The organism is Microbacterium sp. BDGP8, from assembly GCF_029991045.1.
GTDB classification, from domain to species: Bacteria; Actinomycetota; Actinomycetes; order Actinomycetales; family Microbacteriaceae; genus Microbacterium; species Microbacterium plantarum.
The window spans coordinates 466,593-485,557 of record NZ_CP120712.1; the positions used below are offsets into that span (position 1 = coordinate 466,593).

The window sequence follows — 18,965 nt, forward strand, 5'->3', positions numbered from 1 at the left end:
CCTCTCGCGTGTGTCAGCGGACGTCGCGCATGAGAGCGAGCACGGGCTTGCGGGCCGCTGCGAGCGCGAGGCCGAGGACGATCGCGATGGCGGCGAGGATCGAGAAGTAGGGCACCTCGTTCTCGGGATTGTAGAGCGGCGCGAGCAGTCCCGAGATCGCCGTTCCCAGCGAGACCGAGAGGAAGAACAGCGCGACCATCTGCGTCTGGAACCTCGCCGGCGCGAGCTTCGTCGCGGCCGACAGCCCGACGGGCGAGATCAGCAGCTCGGCGACGGTGAAGACGAACAGGATGCCGACGATGCCGAGCAGCGGGGTCGCGGCCGGGCCGCCGCCGGCGAATGGCAGGAACAGCAGGAACGCCAGTCCCATGACGATGACGCCCGCGGCGAATTTGATCGGCGTCGAGGGCTGACGTGTTCCGAGCTTCGTCCACAGGGCCGCGAAGACCCCCGAGAGGATGATGATGAACACGGGGTTGATGGAATTGACCCAGTCCGGCGGCATCTCCCACCCGAGGACGTTCCGGTCCAGCCGCTTCTCGGCGTAGATCGGGATGACGGTGAACTGCTGCTGATACAGCGACCAGAAGGCGACGCTGACGATGAAGAGCGGGATGAAGCCGTACACGCGCGACCGCTCGGTCGAGGTGATCCGCGAGCTCGAGATGATCACGGTGAAGTAGGCGATCGTCGCGACGATGACGACGATGACGACGACGAGCGACAGGTTGTCGGCCCGGATGACGCCGAGGGCGATCAGGAGCGCGATGGCCGCGACGGCTGCGACCGCGATGCCGATGACCAGCGGGTAGCGCGACCGGGGCAGCGGGTTGGGAACGCGACGTGCGGCCTCGGGCAGCGACCGGCGTCCGATCGCGTACTGGATCAGGCCGATGGTCATGCCGACCGCCGCGGCTCCGAACGCCCAGTGGAAACCGAGGCTCGTGCGCAGGAAGCCGGTGAGCAGCGGCCCCGCGAAGGCGCCGAGGTTGATGCCGAGGTAGAACAGCGAGAATCCGGCGTCGCGGCGGGGGTCGTGCTCCGAGTAGAGGGATCCGACGACCGCCGTGGCGTTCGCCTTCAGCCCGCCCGAGCCGAGCGCGACCAGCACGAGTCCGACCGCGACAGACAGCAGCCCCGGGAGCACGGCGAGCGCGACGTGGCCCGCGACGATGATGATCGCGCTGAAGAAGAGCACGCGCTCGGAGCCGAGCAGGCGATCGGCGATCCAGGCTCCGAGGATCGTGGAGAGGTAGACCGCTCCGCCGTAGGCGCCGACGATGCCGACGGCTGTGGCCTCGGGCAGGCCCGCCCCGCCCTCCGAGACCGAGAAGTAGAGGTAGTAGACCAGGACGATCTGCATGCCGTAGAAGCTGAACCGCTCCCACAGCTCGACACCGAAGATGTGTGTGAGCGCCCACGGCTGCCCGAAGAAGCGGCGGTCGTTCCGGCTGTCGTCGGGGGAGTGGGGGCGGGATGCGGTGGTGTCTGCGTCCTCGTGGCTCATGGATGCCGACGATACGCCGCTCAGGGCAGCGACGGGCGCGACTCGTGCGGATCGCGGCGCTGCGGTATGCACAGCGCCACGGCCAGGGCGATCACGGCGGCGCCCAGGCCGAGGGCGAACGAGACCTGGAACGCGGCCGGTGTCGGCACGGCGACGCCGTCGCGCTCGATCGACAGGGCGGCCAGCACGGCGCCGACGAGAGCGGCCGCGGTGCTCGTCCCGAGGGAGCGGAAGAGGGCGTTCAGGCCGTTCGACGCGCCGGTCTCGGTCGGCGGGACCGAGCGCATGATGAGCATCGGCATGCCGGCGTAGCCGAATCCGATGCCCACGCCGATGAGGAGGTTCGCCACGAGCAGGTGCCAGACCTCGGAGGCCCACAGCAGCGAGAAGCCGTAGGCGAGGATCAGGGCGATCGAGCCGAGGACGAGCAGCAGGCGCGGCCCCACCGTTCGGGCCAGTCGCCCCGAGAACGGCGAGAGGACCATCATCACCAGACCCGCCGGCATGACGATGAGGCTCGCCTGCAGCAGCGTCAGCCCGAAGCCGCCGACCGTCTCGGGAAGCTCGAGCATCTGCGGGTACGACACGTTCGAGGCGAAGAGCGAGAAGCCGATCGCGACCGACGCGAGGTTCGTCAGCAGCACTGCCGGGCGGGCGGCGACGCGCAGGTCGAGCAACGGGTCGGCGATGCGCAGCTCGAACCGGCCCCACACCAGCAGGACGAGGATGCCGCCGAGGCCGCACGCGAGGGTCGCCGCCGAGGTCCAGCCCCAAGTGTTCCCGCGCGAGACCGCGAGGAGCACTCCGGTCAGACCGACCGCGAGGCCGATCGCCCCGATGAGGTCGAAGCGCCCCGGCGTCCGCAGCACGCTCGGGGGAACGACGAGCACGACCAGCACGAGCACGATCGCGCCCAGGCCCGCCGACATCCAGAACAGCACGTGCCAGTCGCTCGTCTCGGTGATGAGCGCGCTCACGGGCATGCCGACGGCGCCCCCGACGCCGAGGGTCGCCGACATCAGTGCGATCGCCGCGTCGACGCGGTTCTCGTGCAGCACGTCGCGCATGATCGAGATCCCGAGCGGCACGACGCCGGTCACCGCACCCTGCAGCGCGCGCCCCACGATCACCCCGACGATGTCCGTGGACAGCGCCGCGACGACCGACCCGGCGATGAGCAGGCCGAGCAGTACGAGCACGATGCGGCGCTTGCCGTACATGTCGCCGAGGCGCCCCGCGATGGGGGTGAACACCGCGGCGGCGAGGAGGGTGGCGGTGACGACCCACGCCGTGTCTTCGCGGCTCGCGTCGAGCAGCTCGGGCAGTTTCGACTGAATGGGGACGACGAGGGTGAACATGAAGGACGAGGCCAGTCCCGCGATCGCCAGCACCGTGACGATCGCGCCCTGTCGCGGCATCCGGGTGAGTCGTCGTCGTCCGCTCTCACCCGATGCCATCCCTTCAGGCTATCCGCGGCGGCGTAGGGTGGGCTCATGAGCGAGAGCGTTCCCCCGACCCCAGCCGACGTGCCCGCGGGGATCGACATCCGCCCCCTCGAGACCGTCGCCGACATCTTCGCCGGCGCCGCGGTGCTGCGCGAGGTGTGGGGCGGCGACCGCGATTCGGTGCCCACGAACCTCATGCGCGCCCTCGCCTACTCCGGCAACTACGTGGTCGGACTCTTCGACGGCGACCGGGTCGTCGGCGCGTCGGTGGCGTTCTTCGCCGAGCCGGGTGCGCGGTCGATGCACTCGCACGTGACCGGTGTGCTGCCGGAGTACCAGCAGCAGGGACTCGGGCGCGTGCTCAAGCAGCATCAGCGCGCATGGGCCTTCGCCCGTGAGGTCGGCACCATCACCTGGACGTTCGACCCGCTCTTCGCCCGCAACGCGCACTTCAACCTGCAGGTACTCGGAGCCCGCATCAGCGACTACCTCGTCGACCAGTACGGGCTCATGGACGACGGCATCAATCGCGGCGAGGTCACCGACCGGCTCATGGTGACGTGGCCGCTCGCGGCGCCGCCGCAGGAGCGTCCGTCCGACGACCGGATCGTCGCGACGATCGAGGTGCCCGCCGACATCCACGCCATCCGCGCCGCCTCTCCCGCGGACTCCGACGCCTGGCGCGACCGCGTGCGCGCGCAGTTCCTCGAGCACTTCGCGGCCGGGCTCACCGTCGGCGGCTTCGACGACGAGCGCGGCTACCTTCTCGTCCGGCCCTGACCCGCGCCGCCCGCGGCGCGGTTACTCCGCGCCGGCGTCGCGCCAGTCGTCGGACTCGAGGTGCGAGCCGGCCTGCGGGCCCATCTGCAGCATCCCTCCGTCGACGACCCACGTCGCACCGGTGACATACGACGACGCCGGCGACGCCAGGAACGCGACGACCGCGGCGATCTCCTCGGGCTTGCCCGGACGCGGGATCGGGATGCCGGGGCGGTGGGTCTTGTCGGCCTCGTCGCCCTCCATGTCGTTGATGGGGGTCGCGATCTCGCCGGGCGCGACGGAGTTGACGGTGATGTCTCGGGGGCCGAGCTCCTGCGCCATCGTCTTCACGAGGCCTTCGAGGCCGTGCTTCGAGGCGACGTAGGCGGCCGAGCCGACGCGCGGCTGCGAGCCGTGGACGCTCGTCACCGCGATGATGCGCCCGCCGTCACCGGCATCCGCCATGAGCTTCGCGGCGGTCTGCATTCCGAGGAAGGCGCCGTCGAGGTTGAGCGCGACGACCGTCCGCCACCCGTCGAGGTCGAGGTCGAGCACGGGCCCGCCGGTGCCGCCGCCGGCGTTGTTGACGAAGACGTCGAGGCCGCCGAGCTCCTCGGCGAGGTGCTCGATGACACCGGGGACCTTCTCGAACTCGGTCGCGTCGAACTGGGCGACGACGGCCTTGCGGCCCCGGGCCCGAACGCCCGCTGCGGTCTCGTTCGCGCCCTCCTCGTCGGAGTGCCAGGTGACCCCGACGTCCATCCCCACGTCGGCGAGGGCGAGGGCGGTCGCACGGCCGATCCCCGAGTCGGAAGCGGTCACGATGGCACTGCGAGGAGTGAACGTCATGCCCCGACGCTACGAACCCCCGGCGCGGTGTCGCACCCGGTTGACAATCCCGCGCGGGAACTCCTCAGATCCCGGCGCCCGGAAACGACGAAGCCCCGTCATCACGCGAGAGGTGAGACGGGGCGTCGTCGGATCTGAGGAGTCAGCGCGGGGTCACTCCGCGGAGGTCTCCTCCGGAGCCGGAGCCGGAGCCGGAGCCGGAGCCGAAGCCGCGGCGGCGTCGTCCTCGCGCAGACCCTGGGCGACACCGCGGCCGGTGGCCTGGCCCTGGATGATCTGGCGCAGGTCGATGCCGGTCGTGGCCTGCACCGCGTCGAAGGTGGCGCGCATGCTCGACGCGCTCTCGGAGGCGATGTGGCTCGATGCGCCGTCGCCGCCGAGCACCGTGATGGAGCCGACCTTGTCGAAGCCGCGGGCGAACTCGGTCATCAGCGGCACGAGGGCCTCGATCGCGCGCTGCGCGAGCAGGGCCTCCTGGTTCTGGGCGATGGCGGCGGCCTCGGCCTCGATCGCCTCGGCGCGGGCCTCACCGGCCAGGCGCACGGCGTCGGCCTCGGCCTGGGCGCGCAGGCGCGTGGCCTCGGCCTCCTGGGCGGCGATCTGTGCGCGGGCCTCGGCGGCCTTGACCTCGGCGTACGCGTCGGCGTCGGCCTTGCGCTGGCGCTCGTAGAGCGAGGCGTCGGCGACCTTCTTGATGTCGGCGTCGAGCTGGGCCTGCCGGTTCTCGGCGGCCTGCAGCAGCACGTCCTGCTCGCGCTGCGCGCGGGCGAGAGCCTCGGCCTGCTCTGCCTCGGCGCGGGCGCGGCCGACCTCGGCGGAGGCGGCGGCGGAGTTCTTGTCGTACGCGGTCTGCTCGATGAGGTTCGCCTCGTCGGTCGCGAGCTGACGCGCCTTGACCTCGCGGGCGGCGTTGATGCGGGCGACCTCGGCCTCGCGGCGAACGCGCTCGACCTCGGTCGCGCCGAGGGCGTCGATGTAGCCGTTCTTGTCGGTGATGCCCTGGATCTGGAACGAGTCGAGGATGAGGCCCTGGGCCAGCAGGTCGCTTTTGATGCCCTCGGCGATCTGGTCCGACAGTTTCTGGCGGTCCTTCATGAGCTGCTCGACGGTCAGCGTTGCGACGACGCCGCGGAGCGCGCCCTCGAGCTGTTCGGTCGTGAACTGCTCGATCGCGCCGTCCTGCGACAGGAAGCGCTCGGCGGCACGACGCACGAACTCGGGGTCTGAGCCGATCTTCACGAGGGCCACGCCTGCCACCGACACGGTGACGCCGTTGGATGCCTGAGCCGTGGGCTCCATCTTGATCTGACGTGCGCGCAGCGAGATCATCTCGGCGCGCTGGGTCAGCGGGTTGACGAGGGCGCCGCCGCCGGTGATCACCGAGATGCGCGAGGAGTCTCCCGCCGCGTTCTTCTGGCTGCGACCGACGACGACGAGCGCCTGGTCGGCCTTGGCGACCTTGTACCAGGCCCGCACCATGATCAGCAGGAAGATCAGAAGGACGATGACGGCGATCACGGCGATGCCGCCGATCACGAGCGCGCCTCCGGCGAATAGAGCTTCCATGCTGACCTTTCCCGTGCGTAACGATGTGTCCTTCGACCGTATCGGGGTCGACCTGTGCGGCGCGACTAGAATCGAGGATGCCGTTGTCTGCGGCATCCGCGCCGCCGGCGCATCCCGAAAACGACCATGAGGAGCCACCTGTGGCCGAGCAGTCCCGCCTCGACAAAGTCATCGCCCTCGCCCGTCACCGCGGGTTCGTCTTCCAGGCGGGGGAGATCTACGGCGGTTCGCGCTCCGCGTGGGACTACGGCCCCCTCGGCACGGAGCTCAAGGAGAACATCCGCCGCCAGTGGTGGCAGACCTTCGTGCGCGGTCGCGGCGACATGGTCGGCCTCGACTCGTCGATCATCCTGCCCAAGCGCGTCTGGGAGGCCTCCGGCCACGTCGCGACCTTCACCGACCCCCTGGTCGAGTGCCTGCAGTGCCACAAGCGCTTCCGCGAAGACACCCTCATCGAGGACTTCGAGGCGCGCAAGGGCCGCAAGGCCGAGAACGGCCTCGCCGACGTCCCGTGCCCGAACTGCGGCACCAAGGGCCAGTACACCGAGCCCAAGTCGTTCTCGGGCCTCGTGAAGACCTACCTCGGCGTCGTCGACGACGAGACCGGCCTGTACTTCCTGCGCCCCGAGACCGCGCAGGGCATCTTCGTGAACTTCTCGAACGTGCTCACCGCGAGCCGCAAGAAGCCGCCGTTCGGCATCGGCCAGGTCGGCAAGGCGTTCCGCAACGAGATCACGCCGGGTAACTTCATCTTCCGCACGCGCGAGTTCGAGCAGATGGAGATCGAGTTCTTCACGCCGCCCGCCGAGGCGCAGCAGTGGTTCGAGCACTGGGTCGAGGCGTGCTGGAACTGGTTCATCGAGCTGGGCATCGACGCCGACAACATGCGGCGCTTCGACGTCCCCGAGGACGATCGCGCCCACTACTCCGCCGGCACGATCGACGTCGAGTACCGCTTCGGGTTCCCGGGCAAGGAATGGGGCGAGCTCATGGGCGTCGCGAACCGCACCGACTACGACCTGGGCAGCCACTCCGAGGCATCCGGCCAGTCACTGACCTACTTCGACCAGGCATCCGGCGAGAAGTACACGCCCTACGTGATCGAGCCCTCGTTCGGCCTGACGCGGGCCATGATGGCCTTCCTCGTCGACGCGTACGACGAAGAAGAGGTGCCCAACGCGAAGGGCGGCGTCGACACCCGCACCGTGCTGCGCCTCGACCCGCGCCTGGCGCCCGTCAAGGTGGCCGTGCTGCCGCTCAGCCGCAACGAGCGTCTCTCGCCGCTGGCGCGCGAGGTCGCCGACACCCTCCGTGGCCGCGGCTGGAACATCGACTTCGATGACGCCGGTGCGATCGGGCGCCGCTACCGCCGTCAGGATGAGGTCGGCACGCCGTTCTGCGTCACCGTCGACTTCGACTCGCTCGACGACCGGGCCGTCACCGTGCGCGACCGCGACACGATGGCGCAGGAGCGCATCGCGCTCGACGCGCTCGAGGGCTACCTCGCCGAGCGCCTGCGCGGCGCCTGACGCACCTTCGAGCGGAGAACGACGCGAACCTCGGAGCCATCCTGCGATGGACTCCGAGGTTCGCGCTTTTCTCCGACGTTCGCGCCCGAGAGCAGACCCGCGGGTCAGGGGGTGCGGCGTCGCCGCAGCGCCAGGAACAGTCCGCCCGCGGTGAGCAGCGCCGCCGCCGCGAGTGCCGCGCCCCACGGCAGTTCGCCCCCGGTCGCGCTGAGGCTGCCGCTCCCGCTGGCCGTGCCGCCCGCGGCGCCGCTGCCGCTCGAGGCGCCGCTCACGACCGTCACGGCCACGCGGATGTCGTCGAACCCGGGCGACGTGATGACGAGCGTGTGCTCTCCGGTCGAGAGGTCACGGGGGACGGCGACGGCGAAGCGCACCTCGCCTGACGCATCGGCCGCGGGGATGCCGCTGACGACGATCGGATCGCTGTACAGCGTGGCGCCGATCTGCTGCTGCGGCTCGAGGCCCGAGACCCGCACGGGCAGCGATCCGCCCTGGGCCACGCGGCCGTCGCCGATGTCGACGGTCGCCCACGCGTCGGGCTCGCCGGGCTCACCCGGACCGCCCGGTTCGCCCGGCGTGGTCAGCGAGTCGACGAGGTGCACGACGCCCCACCGCGAGGTGGTCTGGTAGCCGGTGCCGGTCGGCTCGGCCCACGTGTGCACGGCGAAGCGCGAGCCGCCGCGAGCGTCGTTGACCTGCGCGTCGAAGCCTTGGAAGGTGCCGGGACCACCGAGCGGAACGTCGCTCTGCCCGCCGGACTGACCGACGAGGTCCATGGCCGCCTCGACGATGTACCCGTTCGCGGTGCGCGCGGTCGCGCTCTCGAGCAGTCGTGACCGCTGGAGCGCCTCGTTGCCGGTGCCGAAGGTGACGTCGCCGTCGACCGTGATGCGGATCTGCGTGTCGTTGGGACCGTACGCGCCGCTCTTGGTGTTGCCGAGATCGAGGAAGATCTCGACGCCGTCGCGGTTCCAGGGATCGCTGTTCGACGTGTCGATCTCGGGATCGACGACCTCGAAAAGGGTGTAGAGCACGTTGTCGCGCCAGAGCGTCCGGACCGTCGCCGTGGCGCCGGTCGCGTCGCCCTCGACGCGCTTGGCCGTCTCGATCCGCGGAGCGTCGGCCCACGCGTCATCCACGACCGCGTCGACCGTGATCGTGTCAGCGCGGGGGATCTCGAGGTACGACAGCTCCTCGTAGAAGGTCAGCTGACCCATGGCACCCGCCGAGTTCCACGATCCCACGAGCCCGTCGGCACCGAAGACGCGCACGTCGAAGGCGGCGGTCGCGCCTACGGCCGGGGCTTCGTGCGGCAGCTGAACGACGGAGTAGAACGCGCCGTCGGCCTCGACGGTCCGGCCGGCGAGGTCGCCGCCGGTGCCGAAAGCGGCCTGCTCGTCACGGTAGGTGAACTCGATCCGCTCGGGCCGCACGTTCGAGCGAACGAGCACCGTGAGGTGATCGTCGCTCCAGCGCGTCTGGAAACCGCCCGCGTCGCCGGTGAGCGGGTGCTCGGGCAGGTTGCGCCATTCGGCGGCATCGGCGATCGCGCCGTCGAGCCCCACATCGCCGCGGAACACATCGGCGGTCGTCACCAGCGGCGGCAGACCGTCGTCCTGGCCGATCGCACCGAAGAACGCCGACTTCGCGCTCAGGTCGCCCGCGAACAGCAGCGGAACCTGCTCCGAGCGCCACGAGCGGGCGTCGGTGAGACCCCACACGGTGACCGAGTAGAGGTCCTCGGATGCCGGCGCCCCGGCGTGGTAGTCGCGGAACACCTCGAACGCGTCGCGGTAGTAGTACCCCTGACGCGCGAGGTTCGCCGCGGTGGCGGGGTTGACGGTGACGTCGAGCTCGGTGACCGCCTGCATGAGGCCGAGGCCGGCGAACCGGTCGAGCGTGCTCGCGAGAGCGCTGACAGGGGTGTTGATCGAGACGTGGAACTGGTGGCCGACGCCGTCGAGGGGCGTTCCGGCGGCGACCATCCGGCCGACGAGGGCCTCGTACTGCGTTCCCTTGGCGTCCTGCTCGGTGTTGTAGTCGTTGATGAACAGCTTCACGGGGCGGTCCGAGTCCGGGGCCGCGTAGTCGCGGTTGAACGCCTGGTCGGCGAGCCGGAAAGCGAGGTGGATGAACTCCTCACCGAGGACGTCGTGCCACCGGCTGGTTCGCAGGCCGTCGGGCGTCGCCTGGTCGGAGATGACCTCGTTGACGACGTCCCACGCGACGAGGGGATTGGTCTCGGACCCGAACAGGCCGTAGTCGTCGGCGATCGACCGGGCGACGTCGTCGATGTGCGTCGCGAGCCGGTCGCGCAGCAGTTGCTTGTCGGCCTCCGAGTCGGTGAGCTCTCGCCCGGAAGCATCCTGGAAGAACCAGTCGGGGGTCTGGGCGTGCCACAGCAGCACGTGCCCGTAGAGCCGCAGGCCGTTCGCGGCCGCGTAGTCGAGCAGCGCGGTGGCCTGCGGGTGGCGCTGGAACTGCTGCTGGTGGTCGTACCAGGCCTCGACCTTCATGTGGTTCTCGGGTGTGATCTGGTCGAAGTGGTGCCGGAGCAGATCGGATGCCGCGCCGCTGGTCTCGCGCTGATCGATCGCGACGCCGACGGGGAAGTCGGTCGTGTCCTTCAGCGGAGTGAGATCGAGGTCGCCTTGGCCGGCTTCGGGCACCGCGACCCGCACCTGGTCGACGAGGAACGGCGAGGTGTTGCCGGAGTTGTACCGCGCCTCGATGTAGAGCTCGGCCGCGGCGTCGTACCCGGGGATGGTGATGTCGCCGGCGACGGTCGTCCATCCGGTCGCCGAGACGCTCTCGGCCTGCAGGAGGTTGGTATAGGCGACCGTGCCGCCGTCGTCGGTGCGCATCGAGACGGTGAGGCCCTGGCCGGGGTCCGCGCCGGGCGCGAAGCGCAGCGCCGCGGAGAATGCATAGGTCTGTCCCGCGAGAAGGGTGTCGGTGACATCGAGGAGGATGCCGTCGCCTTCGTGCGTCCGATCGGTGACGAGAGCCGCGTGCGACGACTCGTCGGCTCCGCCGGGCACGACCTCCACGGTCGGGCCGGCACCGCTCGACCCGGCCCGCGGCTGCCAGGCGCCGAGGGCGCCGTCGTCGAACGTGCTCTCGATCAGGACGGTGCCCGGGGCGTCGGGGCCGGTACCCGGATTCGTGCCCGGATCGCCGTCCGTCGCCGTGACGGTGACGTCGTCGACGAGGTAGGTGTACGCGGCCGTGCCGGCGATGTCGCCGGTGCCGAGGTAGAGCCGGACGTCCTCGGTGGTCTGCGGCGACGTCCAGGTGCCGGTGACCGTCGTCCAGTCGCCGGCCGTGATGGTCGTGTTCCCGATCCAGGTGTATCCCGGGACGCCGACCCAGCGCGCCTGCGTGTCGGGCGTGCCCGCGGCCAGCCGGACGCGGGCGCTGACGGTGTACTCGGTCTCGGGCTCGAGGATGCCCAGCGCCGTCTGGATGCCGACGTAGTCGGCGTCGCGGTCCCGCACGACGAGAGCGCCGTCGACGTAGTCGAGCGTGGAGCCGTCGCCTCCGCTCTGCGTCAGCGCGTCACCGAGCGTCGGGCTCGAGAAGTCGTTGGCGACGACGGGGGTAGTCGCCCCGGGGGCCGCGGCGGCTCCCGTCGCGACGAGTAACGGTGCGGCGAGCGCCGCGGTCGCCGCGGCTGCCAGTAAACGGGGTCGACGAATTCGCATGGTTCGAGCGCTCCTTTGCGCAGACCGGGGGTACGGAATGTCGACTACTCAAACATATTCGGTGTCGTCCGCCAGTCTTTTCGAAAACCGCGACTCAGGAGGCAGAGGCGTCCTTCGCTGCCGCCTTCGCCGCGCGCTTGTATTCGCGGACCTTCGTCAGCGACTCGGGTGAGACGATGTCGGCCACCGAGCGGAACGAGCCCTCGTCGCCGTACGAGCCAGCGGCCTCCCGCCAACCGTCGCCGGTGAAGCCGTACTGCTTGCCCAGAAGCGCGAGGAAGATCTTCGCCTTCTGCTCACCGAACCCCGGCAGCGCCTTGAGCCGCTTCAAGACGGTGAGGCCGTCCGGGTCGCCGGCGGTCCAGATCGCCGACGCGTCGCCGTCCCAGTCGTCCACGATCGTCTGGCAGAGCGTCTGCACCCGGCCCGCCATCGACCCGGGAAAGCGGTGCACGGCCGGCGTCTGGCGGAAGACCTCGACGAACTCGTCGGGGTCGTAGCCCGCGATCGTCGCCGCGTCGACCGACCCCGCGCGCTCGCGGATCTTCAGCGGCCCGGTGAACGCCGTCTCCATGGCGATCTGCTGGTCGAGCAGCATCCCGATCAGCAGCGCGAGCGGATTCTCGGTCAGCAGCTGGTCGGCGGCGGAGTCGTCGGTGATGTGCAGGCTCATGCTCTCCATGTTCTCATCGGCGAGACGGCAGGATGGGGGCATGACGGATCTCGTGACGCATGCCCACGACACCCGGGTCGTCGTCGTCGGCGGCGGTATGGCGGGCATCGTCGCGGCGCTCGAATGTGCGCGCCTCGGACTGCAGGTCACCCTGATCGAGGCCGGGCCGCAGCTCGGCGGCTCCCTCGACCGGGCGACGCTGGGCGACCTGACGGTGGATGCCGCGGCCGACGGCATCCCGGCGTCCGCGAAGACGCTCGCGAAGCTCATCGACGAGGTCGGGCTGAGCGATGAACTCGAGACCGCCCGCGACGACGAGCTGTGGCTCGGCGCCGGTCCGGCCGGACCTGCTCCCGCGCCCGCGGGGACGGTGCTGGGCATCCCCGCCAACCCCTGGGCCGAGGATGTGCGACGACACATCGAGGGGCGTGGCGCCTGGCGTGCCTATCTCGACCGCGTGCGCCCGCCGCTGACGGTCGGGCGTCACCGCAGTCTCGGCGAGCTGGTCTCGTCGCGCATGGGCGAGCGGGTGCGCGACCGGCTCGTAGCCCCGTATGTGCTCGCCGTCCACGGCGTCGCTCCCGAGTTCATCGACGTCGACGCCGCGGCGCCGTCGCTCAACCCCGCGCTCACGCGGACCGGCTCGCTCAGCGGCGCGGTCGCGCAGACCGTGCGCCCCGGTTCCGCGCAGCGCCGCGCGCCGCGCGGCGGGCTGTTCCGCCTGATCGATGCGCTCGAGGCGCGCCTGCGGGACTTCGACGTCGACATCCGCACCGGCGCGGACGTGACGGAGATCCGTCGCGAGCGCGACACGTGGCTCGTGCGTGCCGACAGCGTCGAAGAGCCGGTACCTTCCGATCTGCTGATCGTCGCCGCGGACGAAGACACCGCCCGCCGATTGCTGTCCCCGCACGTGGAGCTTCCCGCGAGCGCCGAGCCCCGGCCAGCGCCGCTCGACGTGGTGCTGCTCCGCATCGAGGGGGTCGACCTGCCCGAGCGGGGGTCGCTCGTGATCGGGCCCGGGTCCGAGCCGGCCACCGTGCGTCCGATCTCGCGGACCTGGCCGTGGATCGGCGAGGCGCTTGCCGAGGGCGAGCACATCATCCGGGTAACCCTGCCGCACACCGCCGGGTCGGACGCGGAGGTCGTCGGGGCCGCGCGCGCGGCGGCATCCGATCTGTGCGGCGTGGCGATCCCGGCAGGCGCCGTACGCGCGTCGGCCCGCATCAGCTACTCCCGCGCGGCCCCGGCGTCACTGCTGGGTCATGACGAGGCGGCCCAGGCTGTCCGGGCGCGGGCGCGTGAGATGCCCGCCCTGGCGCTCGTGGGCGGGTGGCTGTCGGGCAACAGCCTTGATCGGGTCGCCGCCGACGCCATCGCCGAGGCGGACGCCGCTCGCCGTGCGGTGCTCTGGCGAGGAGTCGATCCGGCATGATAGTCGGCTCCGCCGGGTTTCGGGAGTGGATACCTGAGGCGGCATACGGCGATAGCCTGGGACCACGCAGCAACGTCGAACGTGAGGAGACCCCATGAGGGGCAAGATTGGCATCGCCGTCGGACTCGCCGCGGGCTACGTGCTCGGGGCACGCGCCGGGCGTCAGCGCTACGAGCAGATCAAAGAGAAGGCCCAGCAGGTCTGGGAGCTCGACCCCGTGCAGAAGCAGGTCGGCAAGGTGACCGAGCTCGGCAAGTCCGCCGCCCTCGCCGTCCCCAGCGTCGTCTGGGACAGCGCGAAGAAGGTCGTCAAGGCCGCGAGCAAGAGCGGCACCCCCGGCGAGAAGCTCGACGCGGCCGTGGCCGAGGGCGAGAAGGCTGCCGGCGACGTGCGCAAGGCCGCCGAGCGCGACGCGCGCAAGGTCGCCGACGCGAGCGCCGTGGCGGACAGCTGAGATGAGCACGCCCCGCGGATTCCGCGATCGCGCCGACGACAGCCTATTCGCTCTGATCGGCGAGATCCCCGAGCTGATCCGCAACCTCGTCGTCGCCGAGATCGATTCGGCGAAGGCCTGGGCCAAGAAGACGGGAAAGGATGCCGGCCTCGGCGGTGTCTGGTTCATCGTCGCGCTGTTCTTCCTCTTCTGGACGATCCCGGCCATCGGCGCTTTCGCGATCATCGGGCTGTCGTCGTGGCTGCCCGCGTGGGCCGCGTCGCTGATCGTGATCGGAATCCTCCTGGTGATCGCCGCCGTGTTCGCGGTGCTGGGGCTCCTCCGCTTCAAGCGTCTGAGCTCACGGCAGAACCCCGCCCAGGCGATCTCCACCGACGCCAAGATCGTGAAGGAAGTGGCCGATGAGTTCTGAGCTCCCTGACACCGCGGTGCCGCTGGGCATCTCCGACCCGGTCGAGAAGGCGCGTGCCGAGCTGAAGGCCGCGCTCGCCGCCATCGAGCACAAGGCGAACCTCCCCAAGCGGGCGGTCATCGCAACCGACCGCGCCAGCCGCGAGGCGCGCGCGTATGCGCAGCGCAACCCGGCGGGAGCCGCTGCGGCAGCGGTCGGCGTCGCGGTCGCCGTGGGCGCCGTGGTCTGGGGCATCGCCCGGCTGATCGCCCGCTGACCCGTCCGTTCTCGGCCAACCGAGTCCGGATCGATACCTCCCGCCGCCGCCTCGCGCCCGCATCGGAGTATGCTCGGAAACGAGGCAGCGGCGATGGAGCGGATGCTGCCGATGTTGCGCATCCGGGTCTGCACCGCCCGGAGAAGGAACGTGCGTCGGCCGCTCTTCCGGGGGCGGCCGCGCCTCATGAGAGCCACCATATGCATGTCGAGCCCGGCCACCCAGAGCCCCAGAAGCCCCTCCGGGGGTGGCGCGTGCTCGTGCCGCGCGGCGGTCCCTGGGGCGACCAGGTCGCGGCACTCCTGCGATCGCACGGTGCCACGCCCGTCATCGCGCCGCTGGTGAACTTCGCGCCCACGACGGATGTCGCCGATCTCGAAGGCGCGCTCGCCGAGCTCGCGGCCGGAGCCTTCGACTGGATCACGTTGACGAGTGCCACGACCGTCGACGTCCTGTACGCCTATCGCGCGGAGATCCCCGCGCGCACGCGCGTCGCCGCGGTCGGTGAGACGACGGCTGCGGCGCTGACCGCGGTCGGGTACCGCGTCGACCTGGTTCCCGACGAGGACGATTCGGCGGCCGGGCTCGCCGAGCAGATCCTCGCCATCGAGCCCGAGCCGACACGCGTCCTGGCGCTGCGCAGCGAGGTCGCCAAGCCCGTCCTCACCAGGATGCTCGTCGAGGCCGGTCACGACGTCCGCAGCGTCGTGGCGTACCGCACCGTCGGCGTCCCGGTGACCGAACGCATTGCAGCCGACGTGGCCAGCGGGCGCATCAATGCGGTGCTCGTGACCAGCGGCTCGGTCGCCGAGCAGGTCAGCGAGCAGTTCCCCGATCTGCCGGCGTCGACCCTGATCGCGGCGATCGGCCCGCGGACGGCCCGCGACGCGCGCAAGCTCGGTCTCACCGTCGATGTGGTGGCCGCCGAGACCACGATCTCATCCCTCCTCGATGCGATCGCCCGCCAGCCTGCCCCGGCATCGGGAGCATCGGCGTCCTGACGCGATCGCGGCGGTGATCGTTGCCGGTCTGTGAGCATTTCGTGAGTGTCCGACTGGCAGACTGAGACGCATGGTGACGCTTCTGCTCGACTCCGCGCAGCTCGAAGTCGTGCTCTCGGCGACCGAGCGCGCCGCAGCATTCCGTCAGCGGAATGTCCTGGTGTCTCGCGAGCACATCGCGCGGGTGCAGCTGACGGATGACGCGTGGTCGTGGCTCCGCGGCGTGCCGCGCCCCGGACTGCTGGTTCCTGCGGTCATCGCGGCCGGTTCCTTCGAGTCAGCGGGAGGCACCGATTTCGTCCTGGTCCGGCGTCGCCGCCCGTCGGTCGTCGTCGACCTCGAGGGCGACGACGAGTTCCAGCGTCTGATCCTCACGACGCGGCACGGGGTGGCGCTCGTGCGCGCCCTGCGCCTCGACGTCGAGGACGAGCCGGCTGACGTGGCGGATCTGGTCGATCAGGCGACGTCGCGCCGCCACGACACCGCGTAGCCGATCACGGCGAACACGACGGCGTAGCCGACGAGCACGAGCCCGCCCGCCCACCACTCCAGGGGCTGGCCGGCGCTCCCGCCCATGGCGGCGTAGATGCTGTCGCCCGCGAGCGCATCCGAGGCCGCACCCGGGAGGAAGCGCACCACGTCGGCGAGCCCGTCGACCATGCTCGCGCCCACGCGGGCGATCGGCTCGACGAACTGGGTGAAAGCGAGGATGCCGACGACGGCGGCGATCTGGTTGCGGATGAGGGTGCCGAGCGCGATGCCCACGAGCACCCAGAGCACGAGGGCGAGCAGCATCCGTCCGAGGAACGCCCAGGTCTCGGGGCGTCCGAGCTGCGGGTCGACGCCGAACAGCGCCAGCATCCCACCGCCTGCGGCGACCGTCGAGCCGACGGCGGCGACGCCGAAGACGAGACCCATGACGACGCCCGCGAGCATCTTCGCCGACAACGCGACGCCACGTCGAGGGGTGGCCAGGAAGGTCGGCGTCAGGGTCTTGTGGCGGTACTCGCCGGTCACGAGCAGTGAACCCACGACGAGCGGGAACACGTATCCCATCGCCGTGGCGAGCCCGTAGATGAGGCTCGGCAGCCGATCGCCGAGCCCCGTCGGCAGCGACGTGGTGCCCGGGAGCGAGCCGTTCTCGCCCGCCGCGAAGACGGCGGCCATGCCGCCGGCCGTTCCGCCGATGTACAGGACGAGGACGATCAGGAGGATCCACCAGACCGAGGTGGAGAACTGCTTCGTCAGTTCCGATCGGGTCGCGTTCACGAGGTTCATCGCGTCTCCTCCCCGGTCACGGCCGACGGGTGCACGCGGGTGCCGCTGACGAGCTCCAGGAAGACCTCCTCGAAAGCCGGACCCTTCCGCTGCAACGCGGTCAGGGCGATGCCGGCGTCGGCGGCGATGCGTCCGACCGTCGGGGCGTCGGCACCGCGTACGGCAAGGCCCGTGCGGCGTTCGTCGCTCTCGAAGCCGGCGGCCGAGAGGGCGCGGCGGAGCGCGTCGCGATCTTCGGCGTCGACGACGGTCGCGATCTCGTCCTGCGGCACGACATGCTCGATGCCGCCCTGGTAAACGAGGCGCCCGCGCGTGATGATCATGAGCGAATCGACGGACTGCTGCACCTCTGCCAGCAGGTGCGACGAGACCAGGACGGTGCGTCCTTCCGCGGCGAGGTCGCGGAGGAAGCGGCGGATCCAGCGGATGCCTTCGGGGTCGAGCCCGTTCGTCGGCTCGTCGAGGACCAGGACGCCGGGGTCGCCCAGCAGGGCGTAGGCGAGACCGAGGCGCTGCCGCATCCCGAGTGAGAACCCGCCCACCTTGCGGCCGGCGACATCGCCGAGACCGACGATGCCCAGGGCGTCGTCGACGCGCGACGTCGGGATCCCCGCCGCATGGGCGTAGACCCGGAGATGTGCGGCGGCCGATCGGCCCGGGTGGAAGCTGGACGACTCGAGGACGGCGCCGACGGTCTGCAGCGGGTGCTTCAGGTCGCGGTAGCGGCGGCCACCGATCGTGGCGGAGCCCGACGTGGGGGAGATGAGCCCGAGGAGCATGCGCAGCGTCGTGGTCTTGCCCGCACCGTTCGGTCCGAGGAAGCCGGTGACGGCGCCCGGTTCGACCCGCGCCGTCAGGCCGTCGACCGCCGCGACGGTGCCGAAACGTTTGGCCACGTCGGTGAACTCCAGCACCTGTCCGTCCGCCATCGCGCCCCCTCTCGCCGGGTGGTTCCGCTCCCATCCTGCCCGACACGCCGCGTTCACCGCGAACTCCGAGCGGTAGCGTGGCGAGGGTGACCGACGCCGCTGCATCCGATCCGCGTGTCCGAGTCCGTGTCGATCGTGCACTCGGACATCTCACTCTCGACCGGCCGCGCGCCATCAACGCCCTCGACCTCGGCATGATCCAGCGCCTCGCCGCAGCGCTCGACACGTGGGAGGACGACCCGGGTGTGGACGCCGTCCTCCTCGATGGCGCGGGCGACCGCGGGCTGTGCGCGGGGGGCGACGTCCGCGGGCTGTACGACCAGATCGTCGCGGGCGATGTCGCCGAGACGGCGCACTTCTTCCGGGCCGAGTACGCCCTCAACGCACGGATCGCCGCGTACCCCAAGCCCGTGGTCGTGTTCGCCGACGGTGTGACGATGGGCGGCGGGATCGGGCTCGCCGGTCACGCGGCGGTGCGGGTGGTCACCGAACGGTCGCGCCTGGCGATGCCCGAGGTGCGGATCGGCTTCACTCCCGACGTCGGCGGCAGCCTGCTGCTGGCCCGGGCGCCGGGGCGCGTGGGGGAGTACCTCGCGTTGACCGGTGAGTCGATGGATGCCGCTGACGCGATCTACGCCGGGTTCGCCGACCACCTCGTTCCCTCCGAGCGGCTCGATGATCTACGCGACGCCCTCGTCAGTCGCGCCGACCCCCAGACCGCGACCGAGCTCGTCCTCCTGTTCGACGAGACGGCCGGTCCTGCCCGCCTCGAGGCCGCCCGGCCCTGGATCGACGGCGCCTTCGCCGCCGACTCCGTCGACGAGATCATCGGCCGGTTGCGGGGGCGCGCCGAGCAGGAGGCCCACGCCACCGCTGAGCTGCTCGAGACGCTTCCGCCGACCGCTCTTGCCGTCACCCTCGCGGCCGTCCGCGCAGCGCGCGAGCAGGACGAGCTGCGAACGGTCCTGGCGCAGGAGTACGGCCTGGTGCTGTGGTTCGCCACGACGCAGCCCGACCTCGTCGAGGGCATCCGAGCCCGCCTCGTCGACAAGGACGGGGCGCCGTCGTGGTCGCCCGGGTCTCGAGACGACCTCGCTCCCGATGTCGTCGCGCGGGCGTTCGGGTTCGAGCCCGTCCCGGCCCTATGGACTGACTGAGTTCCGTCGGA

General features: G+C 70.9%; 17 protein-coding genes. 9 read left to right on the forward strand and 8 right to left on the reverse strand.

Translation table 11 applies throughout. The features are described 5' to 3' along the window. Positions 1–13: 13 nt before the first annotated feature. Complete coding sequence (locus P6897_RS02245) at positions 14–1,507, reverse strand: peptide MFS transporter (RefSeq protein ID WP_282501971.1); 1,494 nt, start codon at positions 1,505–1,507, stop codon at positions 14–16. Positions 1,508–1,527: 20 nt separating this feature from the next. Next, entirely contained in the window at positions 1,528–2,925 is a 1,398-nt protein-coding gene (locus tag P6897_RS02250; RefSeq protein WP_282502632.1) for an MFS transporter, read from the reverse strand. A gap of 75 nt (positions 2,926–3,000) precedes the next feature. On the opposite strand from P6897_RS02250, the gene P6897_RS02255 reads away from it, so the two are divergent. Next, positions 3,001–3,732, forward strand: a complete 732-nt coding sequence (locus P6897_RS02255; RefSeq protein WP_282501972.1) for a GNAT family N-acetyltransferase — start codon at positions 3,001–3,003, stop codon at positions 3,730–3,732. Positions 3,733–3,753: 21 nt separating this feature from the next. On the opposite strand, the gene P6897_RS02260 is transcribed toward P6897_RS02255, so the two are convergent. Continuing rightward, a complete protein-coding gene (locus P6897_RS02260; RefSeq protein WP_282501973.1) occupies positions 3,754–4,560 on the reverse strand; it encodes an SDR family oxidoreductase in 807 nt (268 codons plus the stop codon). A 153-nt stretch (positions 4,561–4,713) separates the two neighbouring features. Continuing rightward, positions 4,714–6,126: a flotillin family protein gene (locus tag P6897_RS02265; RefSeq protein ID WP_282501974.1), complete on the reverse strand. Its 1,413-nt coding sequence runs from the start codon at positions 6,124–6,126 to the stop codon at positions 4,714–4,716. A gap of 140 nt (positions 6,127–6,266) precedes the next feature. Between P6897_RS02265 and P6897_RS02270 the strand changes: the two genes are divergently transcribed. Then, complete coding sequence (locus P6897_RS02270; RefSeq protein ID WP_112616161.1) at positions 6,267–7,655, forward strand: glycine--tRNA ligase; 1,389 nt, start codon at positions 6,267–6,269, stop codon at positions 7,653–7,655. A gap of 104 nt (positions 7,656–7,759) precedes the next feature. Here P6897_RS02270 and P6897_RS02275 read toward each other — a convergent pair whose 3' ends face one another. Together P6897_RS02275 and P6897_RS02280 are read right to left on the reverse strand one after the other, a co-directional pair. Beyond that, positions 7,760–11,359 (reverse strand): endo-1,4-beta-xylanase, encoded by a 3,600-nt coding sequence (locus P6897_RS02275; RefSeq protein ID WP_274178252.1) that lies wholly within the window; start codon positions 11,357–11,359, stop codon positions 7,760–7,762. 94 nt (positions 11,360–11,453) lie between these two features. Then, complete coding sequence (locus P6897_RS02280) at positions 11,454–12,032, reverse strand: HhH-GPD-type base excision DNA repair protein (RefSeq protein ID WP_274178253.1); 579 nt, start codon at positions 12,030–12,032, stop codon at positions 11,454–11,456. 40 nt (positions 12,033–12,072) lie between these two features. Here P6897_RS02280 and P6897_RS02285 point away from each other — a divergent pair, with 40 nt between their 5' ends. The 6 genes from P6897_RS02285 to P6897_RS02310 all read left to right on the forward strand — a co-directional run bounded on the left by P6897_RS02285 (position 12,073) and on the right by P6897_RS02310 (position 16,080). Further along, complete coding sequence (locus P6897_RS02285; protein WP_282501975.1) at positions 12,073–13,467, forward strand: FAD-dependent oxidoreductase; 1,395 nt, start codon at positions 12,073–12,075, stop codon at positions 13,465–13,467. Between the two features lie 94 nt (positions 13,468–13,561). After that, positions 13,562–13,921: a hypothetical protein gene (locus P6897_RS02290; protein WP_112616169.1), complete on the forward strand. Its 360-nt coding sequence runs from the start codon at positions 13,562–13,564 to the stop codon at positions 13,919–13,921. Between the two features lies 1 nt (position 13,922). Then, complete coding sequence (locus P6897_RS02295; RefSeq protein WP_282501976.1) at positions 13,923–14,333, forward strand: phage holin family protein; 411 nt, start codon at positions 13,923–13,925, stop codon at positions 14,331–14,333. Further along, on the forward strand, positions 14,323–14,589 hold the full coding sequence (locus P6897_RS02300; protein ID WP_114589066.1) for a hypothetical protein: 267 nt from the start codon (positions 14,323–14,325) through the stop codon (positions 14,587–14,589). Before P6897_RS02295 ends, P6897_RS02300 begins: the two co-directional genes overlap by 11 nt. 200 nt (positions 14,590–14,789) lie before the next feature. After that, positions 14,790–15,590, forward strand: coding sequence for a uroporphyrinogen-III synthase (locus P6897_RS02305; protein WP_112616173.1), 801 nt, complete (start codon positions 14,790–14,792; stop codon positions 15,588–15,590). A 70-nt stretch (positions 15,591–15,660) separates the two neighbouring features. After that, entirely contained in the window at positions 15,661–16,080 is a 420-nt protein-coding gene (locus P6897_RS02310) for a hypothetical protein (RefSeq protein ID WP_114589068.1), read from the forward strand. Here P6897_RS02310 and P6897_RS02315 read toward each other — a convergent pair. Beyond that, positions 16,047–16,868, reverse strand: coding sequence for an ABC transporter permease subunit (locus P6897_RS02315; protein WP_282501977.1), 822 nt, complete (start codon positions 16,866–16,868; stop codon positions 16,047–16,049). The two genes, P6897_RS02310 and P6897_RS02315, sit on opposite strands and share 34 nt — an antisense overlap. After that, on the reverse strand, positions 16,865–17,797 hold the full coding sequence (locus P6897_RS02320; protein WP_274178258.1) for an ATP-binding cassette domain-containing protein: 933 nt from the start codon (positions 17,795–17,797) through the stop codon (positions 16,865–16,867). The genes P6897_RS02315 and P6897_RS02320 overlap by 4 nt, the downstream gene beginning before the upstream one ends. Positions 17,798–17,883: 86 nt before the next feature. On the opposite strand from P6897_RS02320, the gene P6897_RS02325 reads away from it, so the two are divergent. Beyond that, entirely contained in the window at positions 17,884–18,954 is a 1,071-nt protein-coding gene (locus P6897_RS02325; RefSeq protein WP_274178259.1) for an enoyl-CoA hydratase/isomerase family protein, read from the forward strand. The last annotated feature ends 11 nt before the right edge of the window (positions 18,955–18,965 follow it).